The organism is Enterococcus sp. AZ120 (assembly GCF_050546165.1).
In the GTDB taxonomy this organism is placed as follows: Bacteria; Bacillota; Bacilli; order Lactobacillales; family Enterococcaceae; genus Enterococcus; species Enterococcus faecalis.
In genome coordinates this window covers 114,079-135,380 of the sequence record NZ_CP172950.1, presented here as the reverse complement: position 1 = coordinate 135,380, position 21,302 = coordinate 114,079, and the positions used below count along the sequence as shown (strand labels likewise).

The 21,302-nt window shown below is 38.6% G+C and carries 18 protein-coding genes and 1 pseudogene; 9 read left to right on the top strand and 10 right to left on the bottom strand.

Going from position 1 to position 21,302, the window contains the following annotated elements:
- Positions 1-3 precede the first annotated feature (3 nt).
- Positions 4-591 (bottom strand): SGNH/GDSL hydrolase family protein, encoded by a 588-nt coding sequence (locus IGJ46_RS00575; protein WP_002356161.1) that lies wholly within the window; start codon positions 589-591, stop codon positions 4-6.
- A 154-nt stretch (positions 592-745) separates the two neighbouring features.
- Between IGJ46_RS00575 and coaA the strand changes: the two genes are divergently transcribed.
- From coaA to IGJ46_RS00540, 7 genes and pseudogenes are all read left to right on the top strand, one after another.
- Complete coding sequence (coaA, locus tag IGJ46_RS00570; RefSeq protein ID WP_002356160.1) at positions 746-1,669, top strand: type I pantothenate kinase; 924 nt, start codon at positions 746-748, stop codon at positions 1,667-1,669.
- Positions 1,670-1,980: 311 nt separating this feature from the next.
- Positions 1,981-3,543, top strand: a complete 1,563-nt coding sequence (guaA, locus tag IGJ46_RS00565; protein WP_002356158.1) for a glutamine-hydrolyzing GMP synthase — start codon at positions 1,981-1,983, stop codon at positions 3,541-3,543.
- Between the two features lie 137 nt (positions 3,544-3,680).
- A pseudogene (locus IGJ46_RS00560) lies at positions 3,681-4,010 on the top strand (hypothetical protein).
- 102 nt (positions 4,011-4,112) lie between these two features.
- Positions 4,113-6,464 (top strand): C39 family peptidase, encoded by a 2,352-nt coding sequence (locus IGJ46_RS00555; RefSeq protein ID WP_218391366.1) that lies wholly within the window; start codon positions 4,113-4,115, stop codon positions 6,462-6,464.
- 9 nt (positions 6,465-6,473) lie between these two features.
- Positions 6,474-6,851 carry a hypothetical protein gene (locus IGJ46_RS00550; RefSeq protein ID WP_002379241.1) on the top strand — a complete coding sequence of 126 codons (378 nt, stop codon included), beginning with the start codon at positions 6,474-6,476 and terminating at the stop codon, positions 6,849-6,851.
- Between the two features lie 167 nt (positions 6,852-7,018).
- A complete protein-coding gene (locus tag IGJ46_RS00545; RefSeq protein WP_002385445.1) occupies positions 7,019-7,564 on the top strand; it encodes an ATP:cob(I)alamin adenosyltransferase in 546 nt (181 codons plus the stop codon).
- Positions 7,565-7,578: 14 nt separating this feature from the next.
- The gene (locus tag IGJ46_RS00540) at positions 7,579-8,022 is read left to right on the top strand and encodes a MepB family protein (RefSeq protein ID WP_002379245.1); all 444 of its coding nucleotides are present in this window, start codon (positions 7,579-7,581) and stop codon (positions 8,020-8,022) included.
- A 49-nt stretch (positions 8,023-8,071) separates the two neighbouring features.
- Here IGJ46_RS00540 and IGJ46_RS00535 read toward each other — a convergent pair whose 3' ends face one another.
- From IGJ46_RS00535 to IGJ46_RS00525, 3 genes are all read right to left on the bottom strand, one after another.
- The gene (locus IGJ46_RS00535; protein WP_002394604.1) at positions 8,072-9,340 is read right to left on the bottom strand and encodes a RidA family protein; all 1,269 of its coding nucleotides are present in this window, start codon (positions 9,338-9,340) and stop codon (positions 8,072-8,074) included.
- A 428-nt stretch (positions 9,341-9,768) separates the two neighbouring features.
- Positions 9,769-12,276, bottom strand: coding sequence for an EndoS/ChiA family endoglycosidase (locus tag IGJ46_RS00530; protein ID WP_010819687.1), 2,508 nt, complete (start codon positions 12,274-12,276; stop codon positions 9,769-9,771).
- Between the two features lie 210 nt (positions 12,277-12,486).
- Positions 12,487-13,503 carry an NADP-dependent oxidoreductase gene (locus IGJ46_RS00525; protein ID WP_430613881.1) on the bottom strand — a complete coding sequence of 339 codons (1,017 nt, stop codon included), beginning with the start codon at positions 13,501-13,503 and terminating at the stop codon, positions 12,487-12,489.
- A gap of 179 nt (positions 13,504-13,682) precedes the next feature.
- Here IGJ46_RS00525 and IGJ46_RS00520 point away from each other — a divergent pair, with 179 nt between their 5' ends.
- Together IGJ46_RS00520 and IGJ46_RS00515 are read left to right on the top strand one after the other, a co-directional pair.
- The gene (locus IGJ46_RS00520; protein ID WP_002359261.1) at positions 13,683-14,018 is read left to right on the top strand and encodes an ArsR/SmtB family transcription factor; all 336 of its coding nucleotides are present in this window, start codon (positions 13,683-13,685) and stop codon (positions 14,016-14,018) included.
- Complete coding sequence (locus IGJ46_RS00515; RefSeq protein ID WP_218391364.1) at positions 14,015-14,695, top strand: type 1 glutamine amidotransferase domain-containing protein; 681 nt, start codon at positions 14,015-14,017, stop codon at positions 14,693-14,695. The genes IGJ46_RS00520 and IGJ46_RS00515 overlap by 4 nt, the downstream gene beginning before the upstream one ends.
- A gap of 90 nt (positions 14,696-14,785) precedes the next feature.
- Here the strand turns inward: IGJ46_RS00515 and IGJ46_RS00510 are convergent, their stop codons facing one another.
- The 6 genes from IGJ46_RS00510 to IGJ46_RS00485 form a co-directional block, all read right to left on the bottom strand.
- The gene (locus tag IGJ46_RS00510) at positions 14,786-16,237 is read right to left on the bottom strand and encodes a YfcC family protein (protein ID WP_002356134.1); all 1,452 of its coding nucleotides are present in this window, start codon (positions 16,235-16,237) and stop codon (positions 14,786-14,788) included.
- 47 nt (positions 16,238-16,284) lie between these two features.
- Positions 16,285-16,977, bottom strand: coding sequence for a Crp/Fnr family transcriptional regulator (locus IGJ46_RS00505; protein ID WP_002356133.1), 693 nt, complete (start codon positions 16,975-16,977; stop codon positions 16,285-16,287).
- Positions 16,978-17,001: 24 nt separating this feature from the next.
- A complete protein-coding gene (gene arcC / locus IGJ46_RS00500; RefSeq protein WP_002356132.1) occupies positions 17,002-17,934 on the bottom strand; it encodes a carbamate kinase in 933 nt (310 codons plus the stop codon).
- A gap of 105 nt (positions 17,935-18,039) precedes the next feature.
- Positions 18,040-19,062, bottom strand: coding sequence for an ornithine carbamoyltransferase (argF, locus tag IGJ46_RS00495; protein WP_160747730.1), 1,023 nt, complete (start codon positions 19,060-19,062; stop codon positions 18,040-18,042).
- Between the two features lie 25 nt (positions 19,063-19,087).
- On the bottom strand, positions 19,088-20,314 hold the full coding sequence (gene arcA / locus IGJ46_RS00490) for an arginine deiminase (protein WP_002356129.1): 1,227 nt from the start codon (positions 20,312-20,314) through the stop codon (positions 19,088-19,090).
- A 296-nt stretch (positions 20,315-20,610) separates the two neighbouring features.
- Positions 20,611-21,123, bottom strand: a complete 513-nt coding sequence (locus tag IGJ46_RS00485) for an arginine repressor (protein WP_002387472.1) — start codon at positions 21,121-21,123, stop codon at positions 20,611-20,613.
- Between the last annotated feature and the right edge of the window lie 179 nt (positions 21,124-21,302).

Here is a 21,302-nt window from a genome sequence, read left to right as displayed (position 1 = left end):
TATCTATGCTTGTTTTGGTTTTAGTCTACCTTTTATTTCTCGAACAATCAAGGCACCTAATAATTCATAGCCCACTTGTGAAAAATGCAAACCATCCGCTTGTAAAAATTCATCCGTTCCAGGATAAACAGTCATCGCTTTATACAAATCAATAACTGGCAAGTTATGTGCCGCCCCGACTTCTTGTGCAACCTTGACCAATTCCTTGATACGCGTCTGTGGACGTTCTGGACGTCTGCCACTATCCGCATATGGTGGCGTAATTAAAATCACCTTTTCTGAACCAATTTCGTGAATCATTGTTTCAAGGTTTTCTCTAAACGTGGCTACTGTTATATTTCGATCCAGTGACGCATCATTGGCGCCAAAGAAAATCACCACTTCATCAGGTTTCTCAATTAGTACTTCTTTATTTAATCGTTTTAAACCATCCTCTGTTGTATCGCCAGGCATTCCAGCATTAATAACAGCCACTTCTTCTAGACCCATCGCAGCAATATCCCGTTTCACTAAGTCAACAAGAACAGGTGAGACGGCTTCGTCTAAATAACCAGCAGTAATGCTATCACCAAATAATACAATTTTTCTCATGGCTTTTCCCCTCTTTTCTAACAGTTTTCTCTTTTCATGATACCATTTTCATCATAAATTGGCGAAGAAGGGAATTCTTTTGTAAAATCCTGTGTTTCCCTTGTGAAATTATGGTAAAATGTACAAAGATTGAACAGGGTTTGGTGGAGGAACAATGGACGATAAAATGAATTACTACCCAATTTCCAGAGAAGAATGGCATGGGTTTTATCATGACGGCAAAGCACCGTTAACCGAAGCAGAATTGGATAACATTAAAAGTGTGAACGACCAAATTTCACTAAAAGATGTACAAGAAATTTATGTACCCTTAACGCATCTTATTCATTTGTACATGAAAGAATTTGAATCGCTAACACTTAGCAAAGGATTATTCCTACATGAATATGTCTCTGTACCACCATTCATCATTGGAATTGCCGGCAGTGTCGCCGTTGGTAAAAGCACCACCGCTCGTCTTTTGCAAAGAATTCTGGCCCGAACGTTTAAACGAAGAAACGTTCAACTCATTACAACGGATGGATTTTTGTATCCCAATAAAGTGTTAGAAGAACAGGGAATTATGGACCGAAAAGGGTTTCCTGAAAGTTATGACATGGAGAAGCTAATTAATTTCTTAAACGAAGTCAAAAGCGGCAAAGACGAAATTAAAGCACCCGTCTATTCTCACAGTGTCTACGATGTTATCGAAGGCGAATATGAGTTGATTCAACAACCAGATATTCTGATTGTTGAAGGCATTAACACATTACAGTTACCCGCCAATCAACAAATTTATGTGAGTGATTTTTTTGATTTTTCTATTTTTGTGGATGCCGATCCAGCCTTAATTGAAAAATGGTACCTAGAACGTTTTGGGGCCTTATTAGATACGGCTTTCTTAGATCCTAATAATTATTATTACCAATATGCAATTGGCAAACGAGAAGATGCTTTCGCCATGGCACGGAATGTTTGGAAAACCGTGAACTTACCGAACTTGGAGGAATATATCTTGCCAACGCGCGGACGTGCGGACATTATTTTGCATAAAACGGAAAATCATTTGATTGACCAAATCTATCTACGTAAATATTAAGGGTTGACGAGCTAAGAAATATCCTGTATCTTTTGTAGAAATATCCTTGAAAATTTTCAGCAGAATGCATGACTTTCAAGGAGTAAAATGTTTTAATAAGTATAGCTAGACAAAGAAGAGTACGGAACAAAAGTGAACCACTTTTTAACCGCCTGATTCTCGGCTGTTTAAAAGTAGCCCCTGCGGAATTAAGCCAAAATTTTCTAAAAATCGTAAAACAATTTTTGAAAATCCTTTCTTAATTCTTGGTGCTGACCACTTTTTAACCGCCTTTTCTTTAGATAAATTTAAATGGATAAGGGGTAATAGACGTGACTAACGTTGCCGATTTGACATCTGTCGAAAAAATTATTGTTTTAGACTTTGGTAGTCAGTTTAACCAATTGATTACTCGTCGTATTCGTGAATTTGGCGTATTCTCTGAGTTATTAAGCCACCGAACTACGGCAGAAGAAATTCGCAAAATCGCGCCTAAAGGAATCATCTTCTCAGGTGGACCAAACAGCGTGTATGACAAAGATGCTTTTAGCATTGATCCAGAAATTTATGAGTTAGGAATTCCCATTCTTGGCATCTGCTACGGTATGCAATTAATGACTCATAACTTAGGCGGAAAAGTAGAACCTGCCGCAAACCGTGAATACGGAAAAGCAGAATTAGAAATCCTTGGTGATGCGACATTATTCCAAGGAACACCTGCGAAACAAACCGTTTGGATGAGCCACGGTGATTTAGTAACAGAAATCGCTCCTGGATTCGAAAAAGTTGGGACAAGCAATGATTGTCCAATCGCTTCTATCGAAGATGCCAACCGCAAATTCTACGGCGTACAATTTCACCCAGAAGTTCGTCATTCAGAATATGGTAACGACTTATTACGTCACTTTGCTTTTGATGTGTGTGGCTGTACTGGTGACTGGAGCATGGAAAACTTCATCGATATGGAAGTCGCTAAAATCCGTGAACAAGTAGGCGATAAAAAAGTCTTACTTGGTTTATCAGGTGGCGTTGACTCAAGTGTTGTCGGCGTGCTTTTACAAAAAGCCATTGGCGACCAATTAACTTGTATCTTCGTTGACCATGGATTATTACGTAAAGGTGAAGCAGAGCAAGTAATGGAAAGTTTAGGCGGTAAATTTGGCTTAAACATTATTAAAGTAGATGCGAAAGAACGCTTCTTAAGTAAATTAGCAGGCGTTTCTGACCCTGAACAAAAACGTAAAATCATCGGTAACGAATTTGTGTATGTTTTTGATGACGAAGCAACTAAACTTGCTGGGGAAGAAGGCGTTTCATTCCTAGCACAAGGAACTCTTTACACAGACGTCATCGAATCTGGTACAGAAACTGCGCAAACAATTAAATCACATCACAACGTTGGTGGTCTTCCTGAAGACATGCAATTTGAATTAATTGAACCTTTAAATACATTATTCAAAGACGAAGTTCGTGCCTTAGGAACTGAACTTGGCATGCCTGATGCAATCGTTTGGCGCCAACCATTCCCAGGACCAGGATTAGGTATTCGTGTGCTTGGTGAAATTACAGAAGATAAATTACAAATCGTTCGTGATTCAGATGCTATCCTACGTGAAGAAATCGCAGCAGCTGGCTTAGATCGTGACATTTGGCAGTACTTTACTGTCTTACCTGGCATCCGCTCAGTAGGCGTTATGGGCGATGGCCGTACCTACGATTACACAGTCGGTATCCGTGCTGTGACTTCTATCGACGGCATGACCGCTGACTTTGCCCGTATCCCTTGGGATGTTTTACAAAAAATCTCTGTGCGCATCGTGAACGAAGTTGCACATGTAAACCGTATCGTGTACGATATTACTTCAAAACCACCTGCAACTGTGGAGTGGGAATAACAATCAACCCGCTAGAAAACCTATAAATTAGGTTTTCTAGCGGGTTTTCTTTTGTGTTATCACACTTTCCTCCCACCATTCTCCATTTTTCCTTTGCTCCACCGCCCTCAAAGTCCTATAATTTAATCATAAGAATAGTGACTATTAATAAAATTCATCAATTAAAAGGAAGCGATTTCAACATGTCAAAAGCAACTTTTCTTAAGTATGGTTTTGTTGTCCTCTTCATAGGAATTTTTTTACTTCGTGCCCAAAAATTTATTTCTGAGCCCCTTTCGTACCTTTTTTCGGGTATTCTTTTGCTTGTTGTTGCGTATTTAATACTCGTGAAAAAAATGAACTTTTTCTCAAGTTTGCTCACTGTTACCGACCAGCCTTCTTCTACCCAACAATGATTAGGTCAACTTTCTGGTCTTGTCAGTTTATTGATTGGTTTACTTCTGGTAATTTTTTCAGTCATTTTATAGACACTTTTTCACTATTGTTCTTATAAAAACAAGACGTTCTTGTTTGGCCTTTGACGTTGTCGTATACTATAAATAATAAATAAGCTATGAAGGAGTAAATTAATGAAAAAAAGTGTTATAACTAGTTCTATGTTAGCGGTTTTGTTGTCGGGATTTCTCGTTACCCCTATTTCTGCTTACGCTTTGGAACGCTCTAAGGGAACTACTGAAGAAACGGTGGCTTCAGAAACATCTCTAACGGAGCAACAAATGAGTAGCGGTGTCACTGAAGAAATGAATCCAAGCATCATAAATTCTCAAGAGGAAACAGAAACAACTTCCACTTCCTCAACCTCCGATTCCACCACTGAAGTTTCTACATCAGAAGTAACAACTGTTAATGATACAGAAAATAGTAGCGACGATACTGAAACTACTTTGGAAACATCACAAAGTAATGAGGACACACCTGTAGCACCGGCAAAAGCAGAAGAAAAAGTTCCTGATATTAATTATCAGACACATATCCAAGACATCGGATGGCAAGGGGTTGTCAAAAACGGGGAAATTTCTGGGACTAGCAGACGCTCTTTACGTCTTGAAGGAATTAAAATGAATATTTCAAATTCAGATTTGGCTGGATCTGTAGAATATAGAACACATGTCCAAGAAATTGGGTGGCAAGGATATGTGAAAGATAATCAATTGTCTGGTACAAGCGGAAAGTCTTTGCGGCTCGAAGCGATTCAAATTCGCTTAACTGGAGAAATAGCTAACGCATATGATGTTTATTATCGTGTGCATATAGAAGATAAAGGTTGGTTGAATTGGGCAAAAAACAGTGAGTCCGCAGGTAGTCAAAGCGCCGCTAAAAGATTAGAAGCCATTCAAATTAAATTAGTGAAGAAGGGCGAAGCAGCACCTGAAGGAAATGGAAAAGCCTTTTTAATTGGAAATGAAGCAAAACGTCCAGATGAAATCAAACCAAATGTCAATTATCAAACACACGTGCAAAATATTGGTTGGCAAGGGGTTGTCAAGAATGGCGAAATAGCTGGTACAAGTGGGAAAAATTTACAACTGGAAGCAATCAAAATCAACCTGAGTGATGCTGCTCTAGCTGGAAATATAGAATACTCTACGCACATCCAAAATATCGGATGGCAAGATTATAAAGCCAATGGGGCATTATCTGGCACAACTGGAAAAAATTTACAATTAGAAGCCATTAAAATTAAACTGGCCGGTGATGTTTCAAGATATTATGATGTCTATTATCGAGTGCATATCCAAGATAAAGGTTGGTTAAATTGGGCAGCTAATGGCGCACCAGCTGGAAGTCAAGCTGCATCTAAACATTTAGAAGCTATCCAAATCAAAGTAGTTAGAAAGGGCGAAACTGCTCCTAAAGGAAATGGAAAAGCCTTTTTAGTTGGAAATGAAGCAAAACGTCCAGATGAAATCAAACCAAATGTCAATTATCAAACACACGTGCAAAATATTGGTTGGCAAGGGGTTGTCAAGAATGGTGAAATAGCTGGTACAAGTGGGAAAAATTTACAACTGGAAGCAATCAAAATCAACCTGAGTGATGCTGCTCTAGCTGGAAATATAGAATACTCTACGCACATCCAAAATATCGGATGGCAAGCTTATAAAGCTAATGGGGCATTGTCTGGCACAACTGGAAAAAATTTACAATTAGAAGCCATTAAAATTAAACTGGCCGGTGATGTTTCAAGATATTATGATGTCTATTACCGTGTCCATATCCAAGATAAAGGTTGGTTGAATTGGGCAGCTAATGGTGCCTCAGCTGGAAGTCAAGCTGCCTCTAAACATTTGGAAGCTATTCAAATCAAAATAGTTAGAAAAGGTGAAACTGCTCCTAAAGGATCTGGAAAAGCCTTTTTAGTTGGCGATGAAGCTCGCACACCAGCAGAGATAGCAAACAGATTACGTGCAGAAAGATTAAAGAAAAAACCTTATTATTATTCTCAACGTGACCCACAATGGATTAATACTTATATCGGAAACTATACCATTGGCGCAGCAGGATGTGTTCCAACAAGTTTATCTATGATTTTAAGAGGCTCTTACGGTTATAATGTAAATCCTGTCAGTGTTGCAACAAGAATGGCATCTTATGGCGGGTTAAATCAAAGATACTTTGGCGCTTCTGCAACTGATTTAGTGATAACAGCTCAATCATATGGCCGTTCGATCAAAGTTATTAATGATGTAGCTACATTAAACGCCTATCTTTCTGAAGGATATCCCGTTATTTTATATCAAAATGTTGGGATTGGACATGCTATTGTCGTTCATGAGTACAAAAATGGTTACACTTTAACCTATGATCCGTATGGTCGCCAGTTTTACTCAGGTTGGGTGTCAACACAAGCACTTTGGAATACCCCGTCAAATGATCCAATTGATTGGACAGAAGGCCGACCATGTTTCGTTATTTTATAGGAGGATATAATGAAAAAAAAACTTATTGTACTATTGTTAGCCTTATTTTTAACGGCATGTAGTAATAATACTGGGGGAAAAAATAGCGACGCTTCATCTACTGAAGTATCAACTAAGCAGCAAACTACCCAGTCTTCTAAAAAAGATAGTAGTAATCCGGACACAACACCAACTTCTACATCATCTATAACAATTGAAACAACCGAGAATTTAAAGAATAGAGAATTGAATCCAACAGATGATGTTTCAAAAACTAGACGACAATTGTATGAACAAGGAATTAACAGTTCAACAATTACGGATAAAGAACTAAAGGAATATATATCAGAGGCTAAAGAACAAAAGAAAGATGTGATTGATTATATTAAGCAAAAAATAAATCAATAAAGTTATCTCATATTCATTCCCCCCTTGACTCTCCCTTCACTCTTGGCTATGATTACCTTAGCAAGTACAATGGTGTACTGTGAACAGTCGAGCAACGGCGCTCAAAAAGATTGGCTTTCGTGCATTCTTTTTGAGGGCTTTTTATTTTTAGAAAGTAGGGAAATTGAATGGAAAAAATGTACCGCAGTCCGTATGAAGCGTACCCGTATTTATCTTCTAAACCAGAAGATTTACGATGTGATTTTGAATTAATGACTGATGAATTGGCCTCGATGACAGGTCTTCTACGAGGATACGTGCAACAATTAGACGTCCCTGAACAGCCTGCACTAACAGAAGAACTAGCCAAAATTTGCGAGTTAATCTACCATGTCAATCCAACGACCCGAACAAAATTAACAGTCACAGAGGAAGAAATAGCATGGCTTTTGGAACGTGTCAATGCTATGAATGAACTGACATACGAAGAAAATCGTCCTTTTGTTTTACCGATGGGCACAATCTGTTCCTCTTATGCACACATTTTAAGAGCCAAAGCCAAAGATATTGTTCGTTTACTTTATCGCATGGACTATGGTGGTAAAAAAATTGATCCGCAGCTGTATGATGTAGTCAACTTACTCTCAGGTTACTTTTTCATGTTAGCTTTGTATCTAAATCAGCTCGAAAATGGTGAAGAAGTCCCCTTTGTTTCTCGCAACTATTCTATTTAATTTGGAGGAAGATGATGAATTCATTGCCAATACTTGAAAAAGCAGTGGGCACGATTACCCTGCTTTCCGAAGAAAAACAAAATGCCGAATATGAAGGCTTTTTATGTCAAGTTAATGAATCGCAACAACTTATCCGCAGTCGCTTAGCCAAAAAAACGCCGAAAAAAGAAGGCTATTTTGTAGCCTTCTGGGAAAAAAATCAACAAAATCAGAACGAAGCCTTTGATGCAACGGAAGCCCCTGAAATGTTAGCAATTGTCATTGCTGATCAAGAAAAGCAAGGTCTCTTTCTTCTGCCAAAAGAATGTTTAATCCAACAAAAAATTCTCAAAACGCATCAACAAAAAGGCAAAATGGCGGCCCGTTTTTATCCTTCTTGGTGCCAAAACCTTAATCAAACCGCCAAAAAAACACAAAAATGGCAACTAACTTACTTTACTGATTTATCTAAATACTAAAAACGTCAGCTGGCTTCAGAAGCCAGCTGACGTTTGTTTCTTCTACTGTTTAACCAATTGGTGGCGTACCTTCTGCGTTCCCAGCAATCGCTTCGATTTGAATCTGAGCACCTTTTGGTAAATCCGTCACACCAATCACTCTTCTTGCAGGCGTGCCTTCAGGGAAGTACGTTTGGTAGACGTCATCTACTGCCGCCAGCTCTTCAATCTCTTTCACAAAAATGTTCACTTTCACCAGATCAGCTAAGCTGTGATCCACACTTTCAATAATCGCTTTAATATTTTCTAAACATTGCGTCGTTTGTTCCTTGATTCCGCCAGCGACTAACGCATTTGTTTTAGGGTCCAATGGTAGCTGAGCTGATAGATGGTTGTAATGAGAAAAAGCAACAGTTTGTGTCGAAAATGGACACTTCGGTGCGTGCTCTGTATTATTTGCTTCAATAATTAATCCATGTCGATCTTCAATCGCTTGTGGTGGCGTACCATCCCCATGAGAAACCACCGCTTCTACTTGCACCGCCGCGCCCATTGGTAAATCAGCAACAGCAATCACTGTTCGTGCTGGCATATAATTGACCGTGCGCGCAATTCCTGAATCTGGGAAAAAAGCGGCATGTACTTGATTGACAGCTTCCAGCTTAGATAAATCTTTTAAATAAATGTTGATCTTCACAATATCATCAAAAGGCACATCAATACTGGTTAAAATGGCTTTTATGTTTTTCAAACATTGCTTTGTTTGCGTTTTAACACAGCCAGCCACAACTCTGCCCGTTTGAGGATCTATAGGCAATTGTGCAGACAGATTGTTATAGTGAGAAAACGCGACCGTTTGACTGGCTAGAGCATCAATTGGTGCCTGAACAGTCTGATTTGTTAATTTAATTAAATCCCCAGCTTGAGGTGCATTAGGGATAGTTCCTTCCCCATTTGAAACAAGTGCCTCCATTTGAACAGAAGCGCCTAACGGCAAATCTGCGACGGTAACCACTGTTTTAGCTGGATAATAATGGGTAAAAAAGGCCGCATAGACCTCCTCAACTGCGGTAACATCCCGCATATCTTTGACAAAAATGGTCATTCTGACAATGTCACTCATCACATGGTTGATACTTTCAACAACCGCTTGGATATTTTTCAAACATTGTGTCGCTTGGGCCCGAATGCCACCTTCTACCAATTGTCCAGAGGTTGGCTCAATAGGTAACTGTGCCGACAAATGATTATAGTGGGAAAATGCGACTGTTTGGGCTGCGAGAGGATGCTTTGGTGCACGCTCTGTATTTCTTGCTAAGACGATATTTTCATTACTCATAACTCTACTCCCTTTTTTAGCATTCCAACAAAAATGATTCCGCTTACATTTTTAAGCATTAAACTTCCAACAAGATCCTTTTTATTTTCCTGCTTTTCTATTAATGGTGATAGCTTTCCACCACCACTTCTTTCAGTCTACAATAAGAACAGGAACATTTCAATAAGGCATTCCTAAATTGATTGTTGGCCCGCAAACAAATCTTCTTCAGTTAAAGAAGGCTGAGGTCGGGAAAGAACCGTTTAGCTCCGAGAAATAAGAAGAAATTTCCGAAAATTGCTCTTTAATTTTTGGAGAATTTCGGCTTATTTCCGAAGGAGTTGGTTCTGTTCCCGCCGTTTATCAGGTTTTGATCCTGGGACAAAAATCCAAAGTGATTTTTGTCCCAGGATCAGTCTTTATAGATAACTCATTAGCTTTAACTAGTTTTATTTAACCACCATATACTCACGATAATTTTCCGAGAACGTATCCATTAGCGTATAAATTCGTTCAAAATCATAGTCACGACTAGGGTCATCATACCAAACACATTGAATACTTCCAATAATTGGAAGATTTGGGCTACCTGCTGGCACATCTGTAAATGCTTTTTTCGACATATTTGCTAAAGCATCATCATATTGATAAATGCCAGAATCAACATTGCCAGCGACCCAATACCACGCATCATTGGTATTAAAAATTTTGTGTCCTTTTTGAACAAAGTACTCAGGTTTGGCTACGTCATACCCACTCCAACCGGCTGTCCAATAAGAAATAATAATCTCTGGGTCAAATGTACCGAAAGAATCGTCGCTGTTGTAATAAATGCCATCATTGAAGCTCATTGGCTGCATGCCCGCATCTTTAATTATTTTAGCTAAATCATTCGCATAAGCGACAAAATCCTTGTAGCGCCCAGAAGATTGCAGTTTCGCCCAACCGCCCGTGTCGACATCATTTGCATACTCATCGCCACCAAAATTGAAAATTTCACTATGCGCGGAAAAATAAGCCACGTACTTACTGATAATCGCCTTTGTGAAATTCACTGCCTTTTGGTTCCCTAAATCTACTGTTCGTTTTGAGCCATCAAAAGCGGGATTTTTAATCGCTAGTTTTTCCATGGCCACTAACAAGGCATCCATATGTCCTGGACTGTTAATCACGGGAATGATGTTGATGTTGCGCGCTTTCGCAAAAGCCAACAACCGATCCATTTCTTTTTGTGTTAACGCGTTGCCATTAGGGTCATTGTAATACGCGTTGTTGCCTCGTTGGATTGCTTTTGAAACCCGGTTGTGGTTGTATTTTTTACCATTCACATTGACCGACATATCATCCAAGATAAACCGTAAGCCATCATTTCCTAAAATTAATTGGACATCTGTGTACCCATTTTGACTGGCTTTGGCCACTAATTCTTCCAGTTGTTCCACGGAAAAATATTTTCTTCCCGCATCAATGGAAAAGACACTTTTTAAAGGTTGTGTTTGTTTCTCTTTTAAATTATCCAAAGCTGTTTGGACCTCCGTTTGCCAAGTAGTCACTTGCGCGGCTGTATACGTTTTTCCCGCAAGTTCTGTTGCGACTGTCTCTTTTGTTGTTTGTAGTGCTTGAATCGTTTCTGGTGTATAGCTTTCTGCCTTTTCAATGGCTGTAACTGCTTGATCCAACGCACGATATAAAGTGGTTAAGTCAATGGCTAACAGGCCTTTTTCTAATTCAGCATCATAGGTGTTTGAAATCCCTTGGCCATAATCGCCACCTAAAATAGCTTTATTCACATCATAAAGCGTTGTTGCTTGTGTCACTGCTTCTGCGGCTTTATTTTGTGCTTCAAGGTCTGTGTTGGCGTAGCTAATTCGTTTTAAATAGTGTTGCGCAGCCGCTTTCATCTCTGCAAGAGAAACGCCTTTACTCTCTGCAATGGCCGTTTTTGTCCAAAGTAAATTAGAAGGTTTTATCTGATTTAAATCGTCTTCATTATAGGTGCGACCATCGCGATCTAAGGCATAGAGGAACATGCCCCCTAAATTATTTTCATAAGAATAACGAGCTACTTTATACATGTTACTTTCCATATACGGCTCTTTTGTGTCATACCAGCGGTTGCGATCTTGCTCTTCTGGGAAAGTTAATCCTGGAACAAATCGTTCCCCATTGAGAACCGGACTTAAATTATTTAATGCTCGTTGCGTGCGTTGGTCATCGCTGCCATACTGTTGATACGCGAGAAAATCGAAACAGTCACTGACATCTTGTAAAGGTGGTAAATATTCTGCATTGGTATCATACAAAAATGGACGATCCGTTCCCGACTTCGGTCCAATGTATTTTGATAATGCACGAATGACCCCATTAGATAAAACAATATCTTTTTCACTTGGACGAGTTTCCATGTCAATATCTAACCCATCAATTCCTAAATCATCGACAAATTTGGTTAACAACTCTTTCGCATAAGCATCAAATTCTGCTTCTGTAGGCGTTGTTCCTGCGTAAGGAACTTTTAATAGCTCGCTATAATCAATCCCACGAACTAAACGAACACCTCGTGCATGCAGTGCTGGCGCATACTCATTTTTTAACGTATCATAAAATGGCTGTGCAAGTGCTTCTTGTCCTTTTGGCACATAACTAAAGACATTCACAATGTCAATACCATAAGGAATATCGTGCATCGTTAGCCAATTTTCATCTGGCAATGTTGTATTAACTCCTTGCATCGTTTTGTCACGCCAAGCCCGATAATAAACCATAAAATGTTTCTCTTGGGTCGGCTCATTGGCTTGGCTGATCATTGGTTGATGAAACAGACTAAATAAGATAAACGCCAAGCCAACCAATAACGAAAGACCCAGCCAACTGACAATTGTTTCTCTGTTTTCTCCTTTTCTTGTCGATAAATTGTTCCCCACTTTGAACACCATTCCTTTCTGCACTCCGTTCATTTTTGTGTATCCACCTAAAAAGAAAGCGCATACACAACCATCAATAGAATAACAAAAAATAACGAATTTGCAAAATAGAAACTGGAAAAATGAGGATTTTCTATAAAAATCTTTTCCCGCCTAAAATCACTTTTGTTAGACGGCGTTTAAATGGTAAACTTTGAGACTTGCAAGAAAAACAGGCCTATTTTTCTTGCAAGTCTCCTTTACTTAGTCGTGATCAACATAGGCGATTTTCACAACAATTTTCCCTTGTGCTCTCCCTGTCAGTGAATAGTCCACTGCTTCTTGAATTTGGCTAAAAGGTACGACTCGGTCAATTATCGGCTGTAATTTTCCCTGTTCAATGAGCTCAGTGAGTAAAGCTAATTGCTCGCCATCTGGACGCATAAACAAAAAATGATAACTAACATCTGTGGCTTGCTCCAATCGATGAATCTTGCGAGTAGCTATTTTAAAGGCCCATTGTTTCCAAAGCGGCAAGCCATACTCTTTAGCAAAACGTTCGTTGGGAATGCCTGACAATGTAACGACTTTTCCCTGAGGTTTAACCACTGAGAAAGCTTTTTCTAAGATTGTCCCCCCCATTGTATCAAACACATAATCGTAGTCGGATAAAACTTCTTCAAAATTTTGTGTCCGATAGTCAATCACTTCATCTGCTCCCAACGCTTGAACCCATTCTTTATTTTTACTACTCGTTGTGGTGGCAACGTAAGCGCCCGCTAGTTTTGCTAATTGAATCGCAATGGTTCCAATCCCTCCTGAACCTGCTTGAATCAGGACTTTCTGGCCTGGCTGTACATTCATAATATCATGTAGCGCTTGATAACTTGTCAAACCGACTAACGGAATGGCCGCAGCTTCTTCAAACGTTAAATTTTTCGGCTTCATAGCTACAGCCGCTTGATCCACTGCAATATATTCAGCAAAAGTTCCCACGCGATTTTTGGGTACTCGCCCGTAAACTGCATCGCCCAGCCTAAAATTTTGAACATTTTTTCCAACAGAAACAACAATCCCAGCAAAATCACTGCCTAAAATCAGTGGCATTTGATAATTTAAAAGCATCTTTACTTTGCCATCTTTTGTTTTTAAATCAATCGGGTTGATACTGGCAGCGATAATTTTGACCAAAACATCATTGTCATGAATGGTGGGTAAGGGCACCTCCTCGATTGATAATTCTTTTTGTCCGTATTTATGAATTAAAGCGGCTTTCATCATTGAATCTTTCCTCTCTTTCTATCCCTTTTATTGGTTTAAAAGTTTAAACCTTTAATCAATTAGTATCTTAACGAAAAATGGGATCCACGTCAAGTTTCAGCCCTCAGCGTATTTTATTGACAAAAAACACGAAAAATGGTTTAATCGTTTAAAAATACGAACCAAAGAGGCGAAAGAATATGAAAGAATTAGAAGGAATTCAAACAGAATTTACTGCGCTTAGTGATTTTTTAATCGCATTGGGTGATGAAAAACGCCAAGCAATTATTATTGCACTGTTAGAAGACCAGGCCTGTGTTGGCCGTCGTGTCACTGAGTTAACAGAGGCGACACAACTCTCACGTCCCGCTGTTTCTCACCACTTAAAAATTTTGAAACAAGCCAAATTAATTGATTGTCGCAGTGAAGGAACTAAAAATTATTACTCACTTTCTCACGATACCACCAAAATTGAGCAACTCCAACAACTATTGACCCACATTACGTCGATTATGCCAGGGAGGAAGCAAGCATGAAAAAAATTCTCGTGGTCCTCACAAACGTTTCCCGTTATCACGGCACCAAAGAACCAACGGGCCTCTGGCTAGGTGAAGCTACGGAGTTCGTGGAAGAAGTAACTAAAGCAGGATTTTCAGTTGACTATGTTAGTCCCCAAGGAGGCTATGTCCCTTTGGATCCCCGGAGTATGAAATATGTAGATTCATCCATTATGGCAGTTTATGAAAGTGCTGATTTTCAAGAACGAGCGCTAGCGCATTCCCTCTCTCTTGAAGAAATTGAGCCAGATGAATACGCAGCAATTTACTTTACAGGAGGCCATGGCGTTATGTGGGACTTTCCTGATAATCCTCAGTTGCAAGCAATCACTCGTAGCCTTTACGAACAGGGCAAATACCTAACTTCTGTTTGTCACGGAATTGCTGGTCTTTTAAATGTCAAAGATGCGTCAGGAAATTATTTGATTGCAGATAAAACCATTACTGGCTTCACTACTGCAGAAGAAATTTTAGCCATGAAAAAAGCAGTTGTTCCTTTCTTAAACGAAACAATTGCCAAAGAACATGGTGCTACTTTTGCGAAAAAGCGTCCTTATAAAGAATTTGCGTATCAAGATGGCCGTATAATCACTGGGCAAAATCCTTTTTCTGTCCGCGCTGTCGCAAGATTGTTAATTCAACAACTATCAAAATGAAACAACAGCGACTACTTTTAGGTAGTCGCTGTTGTTTCATTGCTTCTTCTTTTTTCCGAAAGCCGAAGCCCTAACATAAAAAATTTTTGATTAGCTAAAGAGTAACATCGCGCCAATTAAGATAATTAGGTTAATTAAGCCTAAGACAATCATTGGTTTGGCCATGAATTTTGTCCAAGTGGCATATTGAACTTTGGAAATTTCCAAACCACCCATTACGACACCAGATGTTGGCGTGATCAAATTAATCAAGCCACAACCTGAAGCAAAAATCATAACCATCACTTCTGGACTTAAACCAATGTTTTTAGCTAACGCACCCATTACAGGAATAGAAACGTACGCTAAACCAGAAGTTGAAGGAATTAGGAAAGATAAACCTAAGTATAAAACAAAGGCACCGATGACAAATAAGACTGGGGAGAGTCCTTGTAATAAGCCTGCCGCTTTATCAAGGATAAATGAATCTAAATACGTTTTAGACATCAAAACAGATGCCCCGCGAGCAACTACGATAATTAAAACAACGGATAACATATCTTTGGCACCGTCGATAAATGCTTCAATGGTTTCTTTTTCAGTAAAGCGACCAATCAAGGCAGCAATGATCCCTAAAAGGAAGAACCACATTGCTAAGTCGCCAAAGTACCAGTCACCGAAACTGTTGCCTGTTAAAACAGACGTCCAGCCTTTGAAAATCGTCACTCCAAAGTCGTTCCATGGAATTAAGGAAACAATCATAATGACAAAACAGAAAGCGAATACCATTAAGATTTTTTTATGACGATTCGTAAATGGCATTTCTTTCGACGCTGCTTGTCCATACGTTTTTTCCATATCCTCTTGTTCTTGTAAAGATAAAATTGTTGAACCTTTGTCAGCCTTCACTTTTTTCGCATAACGCATCACAATGAAAATAGAATAGCTAGTAGAGGCCGCCCACAAAATAGCACCGACAATTAAAATAATTCCTGTATTCGGCTGAATGCCAATACCTCGCAACGCATCCATCGCTACCCCTGTGGAGAAAGGGTTAACCGTCGAACCGATAACACCTGATCCTGCACCCAATAGCACAGTACCCACTGCGACAAACGTATCAAAACCAGCGGCGACCATGGTGGCACTCAATAAACCATAAAAAGGAATTGTTTCTTCTGCCATTCCATAAGTCGAACCACCAATAGAAAATAAAATCATTAAAATCGGAATGATTTTCAATTCGTTCCCTTTTAACTTTTTAACGACTGATTGAATCCCTGCTTCAAGAGCCCCAGTTTGTGTCACAATATTTAAAAAGCCACCGAGTACTAAAATAAAAATATTAATTTCAATGGCATCTTTAAACCCATTGAATGGAGCCATGATAATATCCGATAATTTGGCCCCTACCACGTGGTCAACCATTTTGCCATCAATTTCTCTTGGGGTAAATGGCTGGCCATTTAGCAAGACCGTTACGATACCTAAAACAATTAAAATAATAAATAAAATACTAAAAGACGAAAGCTGTTTTTTGTTTTTCTTCTTTTTTTCTGCCATATCCTTTTATACAGGAACCTACTTTCCTGTATCTCCCTTCTCTATGATTAATTACTCAATCGATCAATAAAGAATGGCGTATCTAGAAAAGTTAAGAATTTATGACTGTAGCTAATACGGTTCATTTGGACTAATTTTTTCATAACACTGCTTGCTGTTTCCCGCGTAGTTCCACTCATTCGTGCAATGTCATTAATGGTAATTGGACAAGTAATTGCAACGCGTTCCCTGTTGTCAATTCGTTCTCCTAAATCATTTAATAACATCGCCAGTGATGTCACAATCCGTTCACATGCATCATTGGTTGTTCCTTTTTGGATTTTGATCATACTTTCTTTTAAAAGGACCGATTGTTCTTGAATCCAATGAATCAATTGCTGGGGATTATTTTGGAGAAAACGCTCAAACAGTTTAACTGGCACAAACACAACCTCAATATCCGTATAGGCAATCGCGGAGTCGTAATGAACCTCATCTTGAAACAGTCCGATTCTCGGAAAAAGAGCCTGCTTTTTCATAAAATGCAGATAGGAAAAATTACCACTGCGATCATTTTTTTCAATTTTAATGACACCTGAAACCAATAAAATTAAATGATTTCTCGGATCACCTGGATAAAAAAGGACTTGGCCTTTTTTATAGGAGCGAACGAAACTCTCGTTGCGCAATTCTGTTAGTTCTGATTCAGAAAAGTATTGAAAATCTTGATTATTTTTAGTGATTATTTTCTCTATCATCATCTTAATTCTCCTAAATACTATACTTTATTTTGTCACAACCGTTCCTACGATTTCATCGCCGCTCATACTTCCTAAGTTTTCCAAAGAAGTGATAATTGCTTGTTTATTGGGTTGGCTTTCTACAAACTGAATGGCGGCTTCAATTTTCGGTAACATACTACCTGGTGCAAAATGACCCGCTTGTTTGTATTCTTCCAACTCTGCTACAGTGACATTGGTTAATTGTTTTTCATCTGGTTTGCCATAATTAATGCACACATAATCCACGCCAGTTAAAATAACTAGTGCATCCGCATCCACTAATTCTGCCAGTTTTTCAGAAGCAAAATCTTTATCGATTACTGCTTCGACACCTTTTAATTCTTGTCCTACGACAGGGATGCCACCACCACCACATGAAATGGTAATTATATCATTTTTTATTAAGGTATTAATAGTCTCAGCCTCGTGGATGTCAATTGGCTTAGGACTTGGAACGACTTTGCGCCAGCCACGTCCTGCATCTTCTTTAAAAATAGCACCTGCTTGCATTGCTTCTTTGGCTTCAGCTTCTGTTAAAAATGGACCGATCGGTTTTGTTGGATTTTTGAATGCCTCATCTGCTGGATCTACGACCACCTGTGTTAAAACAGTAGCCACTTGTTTCTTGATTCCTGCTTTGTTTAATTCTTGATTAAGCGCATTGGACAACCAGTAGCCGATACTTCCTTGTGTCATAGCAACACACGTATCTAGAGGCATTGCTGGATTTTTTTCAGAATCAGCTGCTTGTTGTTGCAATAATAGATTACCAACTTGTGGACCATTGCCATGTGAAACAATCAACCGATGCCCTTGTTTAATTAAATGAACTAAATAGGCAGATGTTTGAACTAATGCTTGCTGTTGTGCGTGTGCGCTAGCATCATTTGAAAGGATGGCATTTCCGCCTAGTGCAACGACCATTTTTTTCCCCATTACAAATCCTTCTTTCCTATCATAATAAAGAATAGGCCGCCCTTCAAAAGAAACTCTTAAAGGGCGAAACAACTATTCTTTTTTCAATGTTTTTTCAGTTGCTTCCTACACACGAGGAATGAATAAGTTGCCTAAAGTAGCTGCCATGATCGCTTTAATAGAATGCATTCTGTTTTCTGCTTCTTCAAATTGACGACCATATTTACTGCGGAAGACTTCATCCGTAATTTCCATTTCAGTAATGCCAAATTTTTCAGCAACCATTTCACCGTATTGTGTTTTCGTATCATGAAAGGCTGGCAAACAGTGTAATACGATTAAATCGCCATCCATGTTTTCGGTTTTTTCTAACATAGCCATATTAATTTGATAAGGTTTCAACAGATTGACACGTTCTTCAAATTTATCTTCTTCACCCATGGACACCCAAACGTCTGTATATAACACGTTGGCTCCTTTAACACCTTTAGCAACGTCGTCTGTAATCATTAATTCTGCACCAGATTCTTTCGCAAATTCTTTTGCATAATTAACGACTTCATCAGAAGGGAACAATTCTTTTGGTGCACAAATGCGAACATTTACGCCTAAAATAGCACCTGTCACTAACAAGCTGTTTGCCATGTTGTTACGGCCATCGCCGACATATACTAAAGTGATTCCTTCTAAACGACCAAAGTTTTCTTTCACTGTCATAAAGTCCGCAATCATTTGTGTTGGATGCCATTGATCCGTTAAACCATTCCAAACAGGAACACCAGAATATTTCGCTAAATCTTCCACTACTTCTTGACTAAACCCACGGAACTCAATCCCGTCAAACATACTACCTAAAACAATCGCTGTATCTTCAACAGATTCTTTTTTACCTAATTGAATATCGTTGGCGCCTAAATACTCAGGATGTGCCCCTAAATCAATCGCTGCTGTAGTAAATGCAGAGCGTGTCCGTGTCGAAGTTTTTTCAAATAAAAGAGCGATATTTTTTCCTTCTAAATAGTGATGTGGAATCCCTTTTTTCTTCAATTCTTTTAAGTGAATACTGAAGTCTACCAAATACTCTAATTCTGCTCTTGTAAAATCTTTTTCTGCTAATAAACTACGTCCTTGAAATACTGAATTCATGATGATTCCTCCTATTTTTGGGTGTTTTTTAAAGATCTTCACGGTAAAGTGGCATACTCATACAACGAGGGCCACCACGGCCACGTACTAGTTCACTTCCTGGAATGTAATTCAATTTCACACCTGCTTCTTCTAGCGCTTTATTCGTAATCGTATTCCGATCGTAAACAACAACTTCCCCAGGGGCAATTGCTAATGTATTTGAACCGTCGTTCCATTGTTCACGGGCTGCTGCGGTTAAATTTCCAGCACCGCAACGGATTAATTGAACATTGTCTAAATGCAAGTATTTGCATAAAATGTTATCTAATGTATCTTTTTCTTTTGTAATTTGGATGTCTCCATCTGCTTTTTCAGTGATCGAGTAAACAACCAAACCACCTTCGATTTCTGGATGAATCGTAAATTTATCATAGTCAATCATGGTAAAAACGGTATCTAAATGCATGAATTTACGATGTTCACCGATATCAAAAGCCAAGATATTTTTGAATCCTAATTTTTGTTCAAAAATATTTCTCGCAATTTTTTCAATTGACGCGGCATCCGTTCTTTGAGAAATCCCAATGGCCACTACTTCTTTTGAAAGAATTAATTCATCGCCACCTTCAATTCTGGTTGATTCTGAACGATCATAGACTCTAGGAACCTCTTTTCCAGCAAAACGAGGATGATAATCAAAAATGTATTGCCCAAAAATGGTTTCCCGTTGTCGAGTTACTGAATACATATGATTTAAAGAAATCCCGTGCCCCATTGTCGCAAAGTTATCACGCGTGAAGTATAAGTTAGGCATTGGATCAATAATGAATGGATAATCCGCTTCAACCATATCTGTTAAAAATTCTTGCTCATATTTAGGTAATTCTTGTTTTTGAATGCCTGCAATCGCTTTTTGAATCAGTTCTTCGTTGTCGTCAATTTCTAACATTAACTCTCTAACTTTTTCTTTTGCTGATTCGCTGCGAATATTGGCTTCTTCTAAGAATTGGTCAATAAATTGTCGGCGGACCTCTTCATTAATCAACGCTTCAGCAGCTAAGTCCTCTAAATAGACCACTTCGATATCTTTTGATCGTAACAACTCTGCAAATGCATCATGTTCTGCTTGTGCTTTTTCTAAAAACGGAATATCATCAAACAACAATCTCTCCAGATAATCTGGCATTAAATTTTCTAATTCCTTACCTGGACGATGTAACATCACTGTTTTCAATTTCCCGATTTCAGAAAATACATTAATTGGATGACTCATGTGAAATAACCTCCTCAACTTAATTACAAACACAGAATAACAGACCTGATTAACCTAGGACGTGAGCCATTTGCCAAACAAAATACCAAATATACAACGGTATTCTTTCTTATGCATATTTCTAGCCTAAAAGAATGCGCTTTCATAGATATTCTAAAAAAATAATGCATAATTAAATAAAAAAAAATGCATTTATTCAAAAAAAATTATTTCTCCACACACTTCATAAAGTTATAATCTTATAGAGGTAAAAGGAAGTGAGCCAGAAGTCAAAACGACTTCTGGCTCACTTCCTTTTATGCGTTACTTTTTGACAAAGGTGTTGGCTGAATAAATTGTTGAAAATACTGCTCTAGTTCTTGTGCTTTTTCTTCGGATGATGAAACAATAATAACAGTGTCGAAGCCAGCGACAGAACATTTCTTTTCACACAAAGACACTTCATCAAGTACAGCTGAAAACAATGTTGCGTTGTCTGGTAATGTATGAACCACTAGTAAAAAGGCGACACGTTCAACTTTGGTCACTACCTCACGAATTGCTTGTATCAACTGTTCTTTTTTTCGTTCTTCTAAAGAAGTGAATTGTTCAAAAATCGTTAACCGCATCTCGCCAGACTCATCTAATGCTTTGACGACTTTTAATTCCCATAAATCCCGTGAAATCGTTGCTTGTGCGACATTTATCTCGCGCTTTTTTAATTCTCTTAACAACTCATTTTGACTATGAATTACGGTTGTTTGAATGATTTCTTTAATCAAACTTTGGCGTGTTTGCTTATTCACAAATAACACCCTTCCTCCAGACATTTACAAAGCAATACTAGCAGAATCTCTCTAATTAGAATAGAAAAAGGGTCGTTTAGCTAAAAGGTTCTCATTGATTTTGTCGGATATTTCGCATTTAAAAAAGTGAGACTTGCACAATTTAGTAAAACGTTGTACAGTGATTTTAGGGAATTACTGGCACCGTTTTAAATAACAGCAAT

What these genes read in the sequence shown, in the direction of transcription:
- IGJ46_RS00575 (WP_002356161.1), bottom strand. Translation starts at nt 591, where the DNA reads ATGAGAAAAATTGTATTATTTGGTGATAGCATTACTGCTGGTTATTTA.
- coaA (WP_002356160.1), top strand. Translation starts at nt 746, where the DNA reads ATGGACGATAAAATGAATTACTACCCAATTTCCAGAGAAGAATGGCAT.
- IGJ46_RS00555 (WP_218391366.1), top strand. Translation starts at nt 4,113, where the DNA reads ATGAAAAAAAGTGTTATAACTAGTTCTATGTTAGCGGTTTTGTTGTCG.
- IGJ46_RS00550 (WP_002379241.1), top strand. Translation starts at nt 6,474, where the DNA reads ATGAAAAAAAAACTTATTGTACTATTGTTAGCCTTATTTTTAACGGCA.
- IGJ46_RS00545 (WP_002385445.1), top strand. Translation starts at nt 7,019, where the DNA reads ATGGAAAAAATGTACCGCAGTCCGTATGAAGCGTACCCGTATTTATCT.
- IGJ46_RS00540 (WP_002379245.1), top strand. Translation starts at nt 7,579, where the DNA reads ATGAATTCATTGCCAATACTTGAAAAAGCAGTGGGCACGATTACCCTG.
- IGJ46_RS00535 (WP_002394604.1), bottom strand. Translation starts at nt 9,340, where the DNA reads ATGAGTAATGAAAATATCGTCTTAGCAAGAAATACAGAGCGTGCACCA.
- IGJ46_RS00530 (WP_010819687.1), bottom strand. Translation starts at nt 12,276, where the DNA reads ATGAACGGAGTGCAGAAAGGAATGGTGTTCAAAGTGGGGAACAATTTA.
- IGJ46_RS00525 (WP_430613881.1), bottom strand. Translation starts at nt 13,503, where the DNA reads ATGATGAAAGCCGCTTTAATTCATAAATACGGACAAAAAGAATTATCA.
- IGJ46_RS00520 (WP_002359261.1), top strand. Translation starts at nt 13,683, where the DNA reads ATGAAAGAATTAGAAGGAATTCAAACAGAATTTACTGCGCTTAGTGAT.
- IGJ46_RS00515 (WP_218391364.1), top strand. Translation starts at nt 14,015, where the DNA reads ATGAAAAAAATTCTCGTGGTCCTCACAAACGTTTCCCGTTATCACGGC.
- IGJ46_RS00510 (WP_002356134.1), bottom strand. Translation starts at nt 16,237, where the DNA reads ATGGCAGAAAAAAAGAAGAAAAACAAAAAACAGCTTTCGTCTTTTAGT.
- IGJ46_RS00505 (WP_002356133.1), bottom strand. Translation starts at nt 16,977, where the DNA reads ATGATGATAGAGAAAATAATCACTAAAAATAATCAAGATTTTCAATAC.
- arcC (WP_002356132.1), bottom strand. Translation starts at nt 17,934, where the DNA reads ATGGGGAAAAAAATGGTCGTTGCACTAGGCGGAAATGCCATCCTTTCA.
- arcA (WP_002356129.1), bottom strand. Translation starts at nt 20,314, where the DNA reads ATGAGTCATCCAATTAATGTATTTTCTGAAATCGGGAAATTGAAAACA.
- IGJ46_RS00485 (WP_002387472.1), bottom strand. Translation starts at nt 21,123, where the DNA reads ATGTCTGGAGGAAGGGTGTTATTTGTGAATAAGCAAACACGCCAAAGT.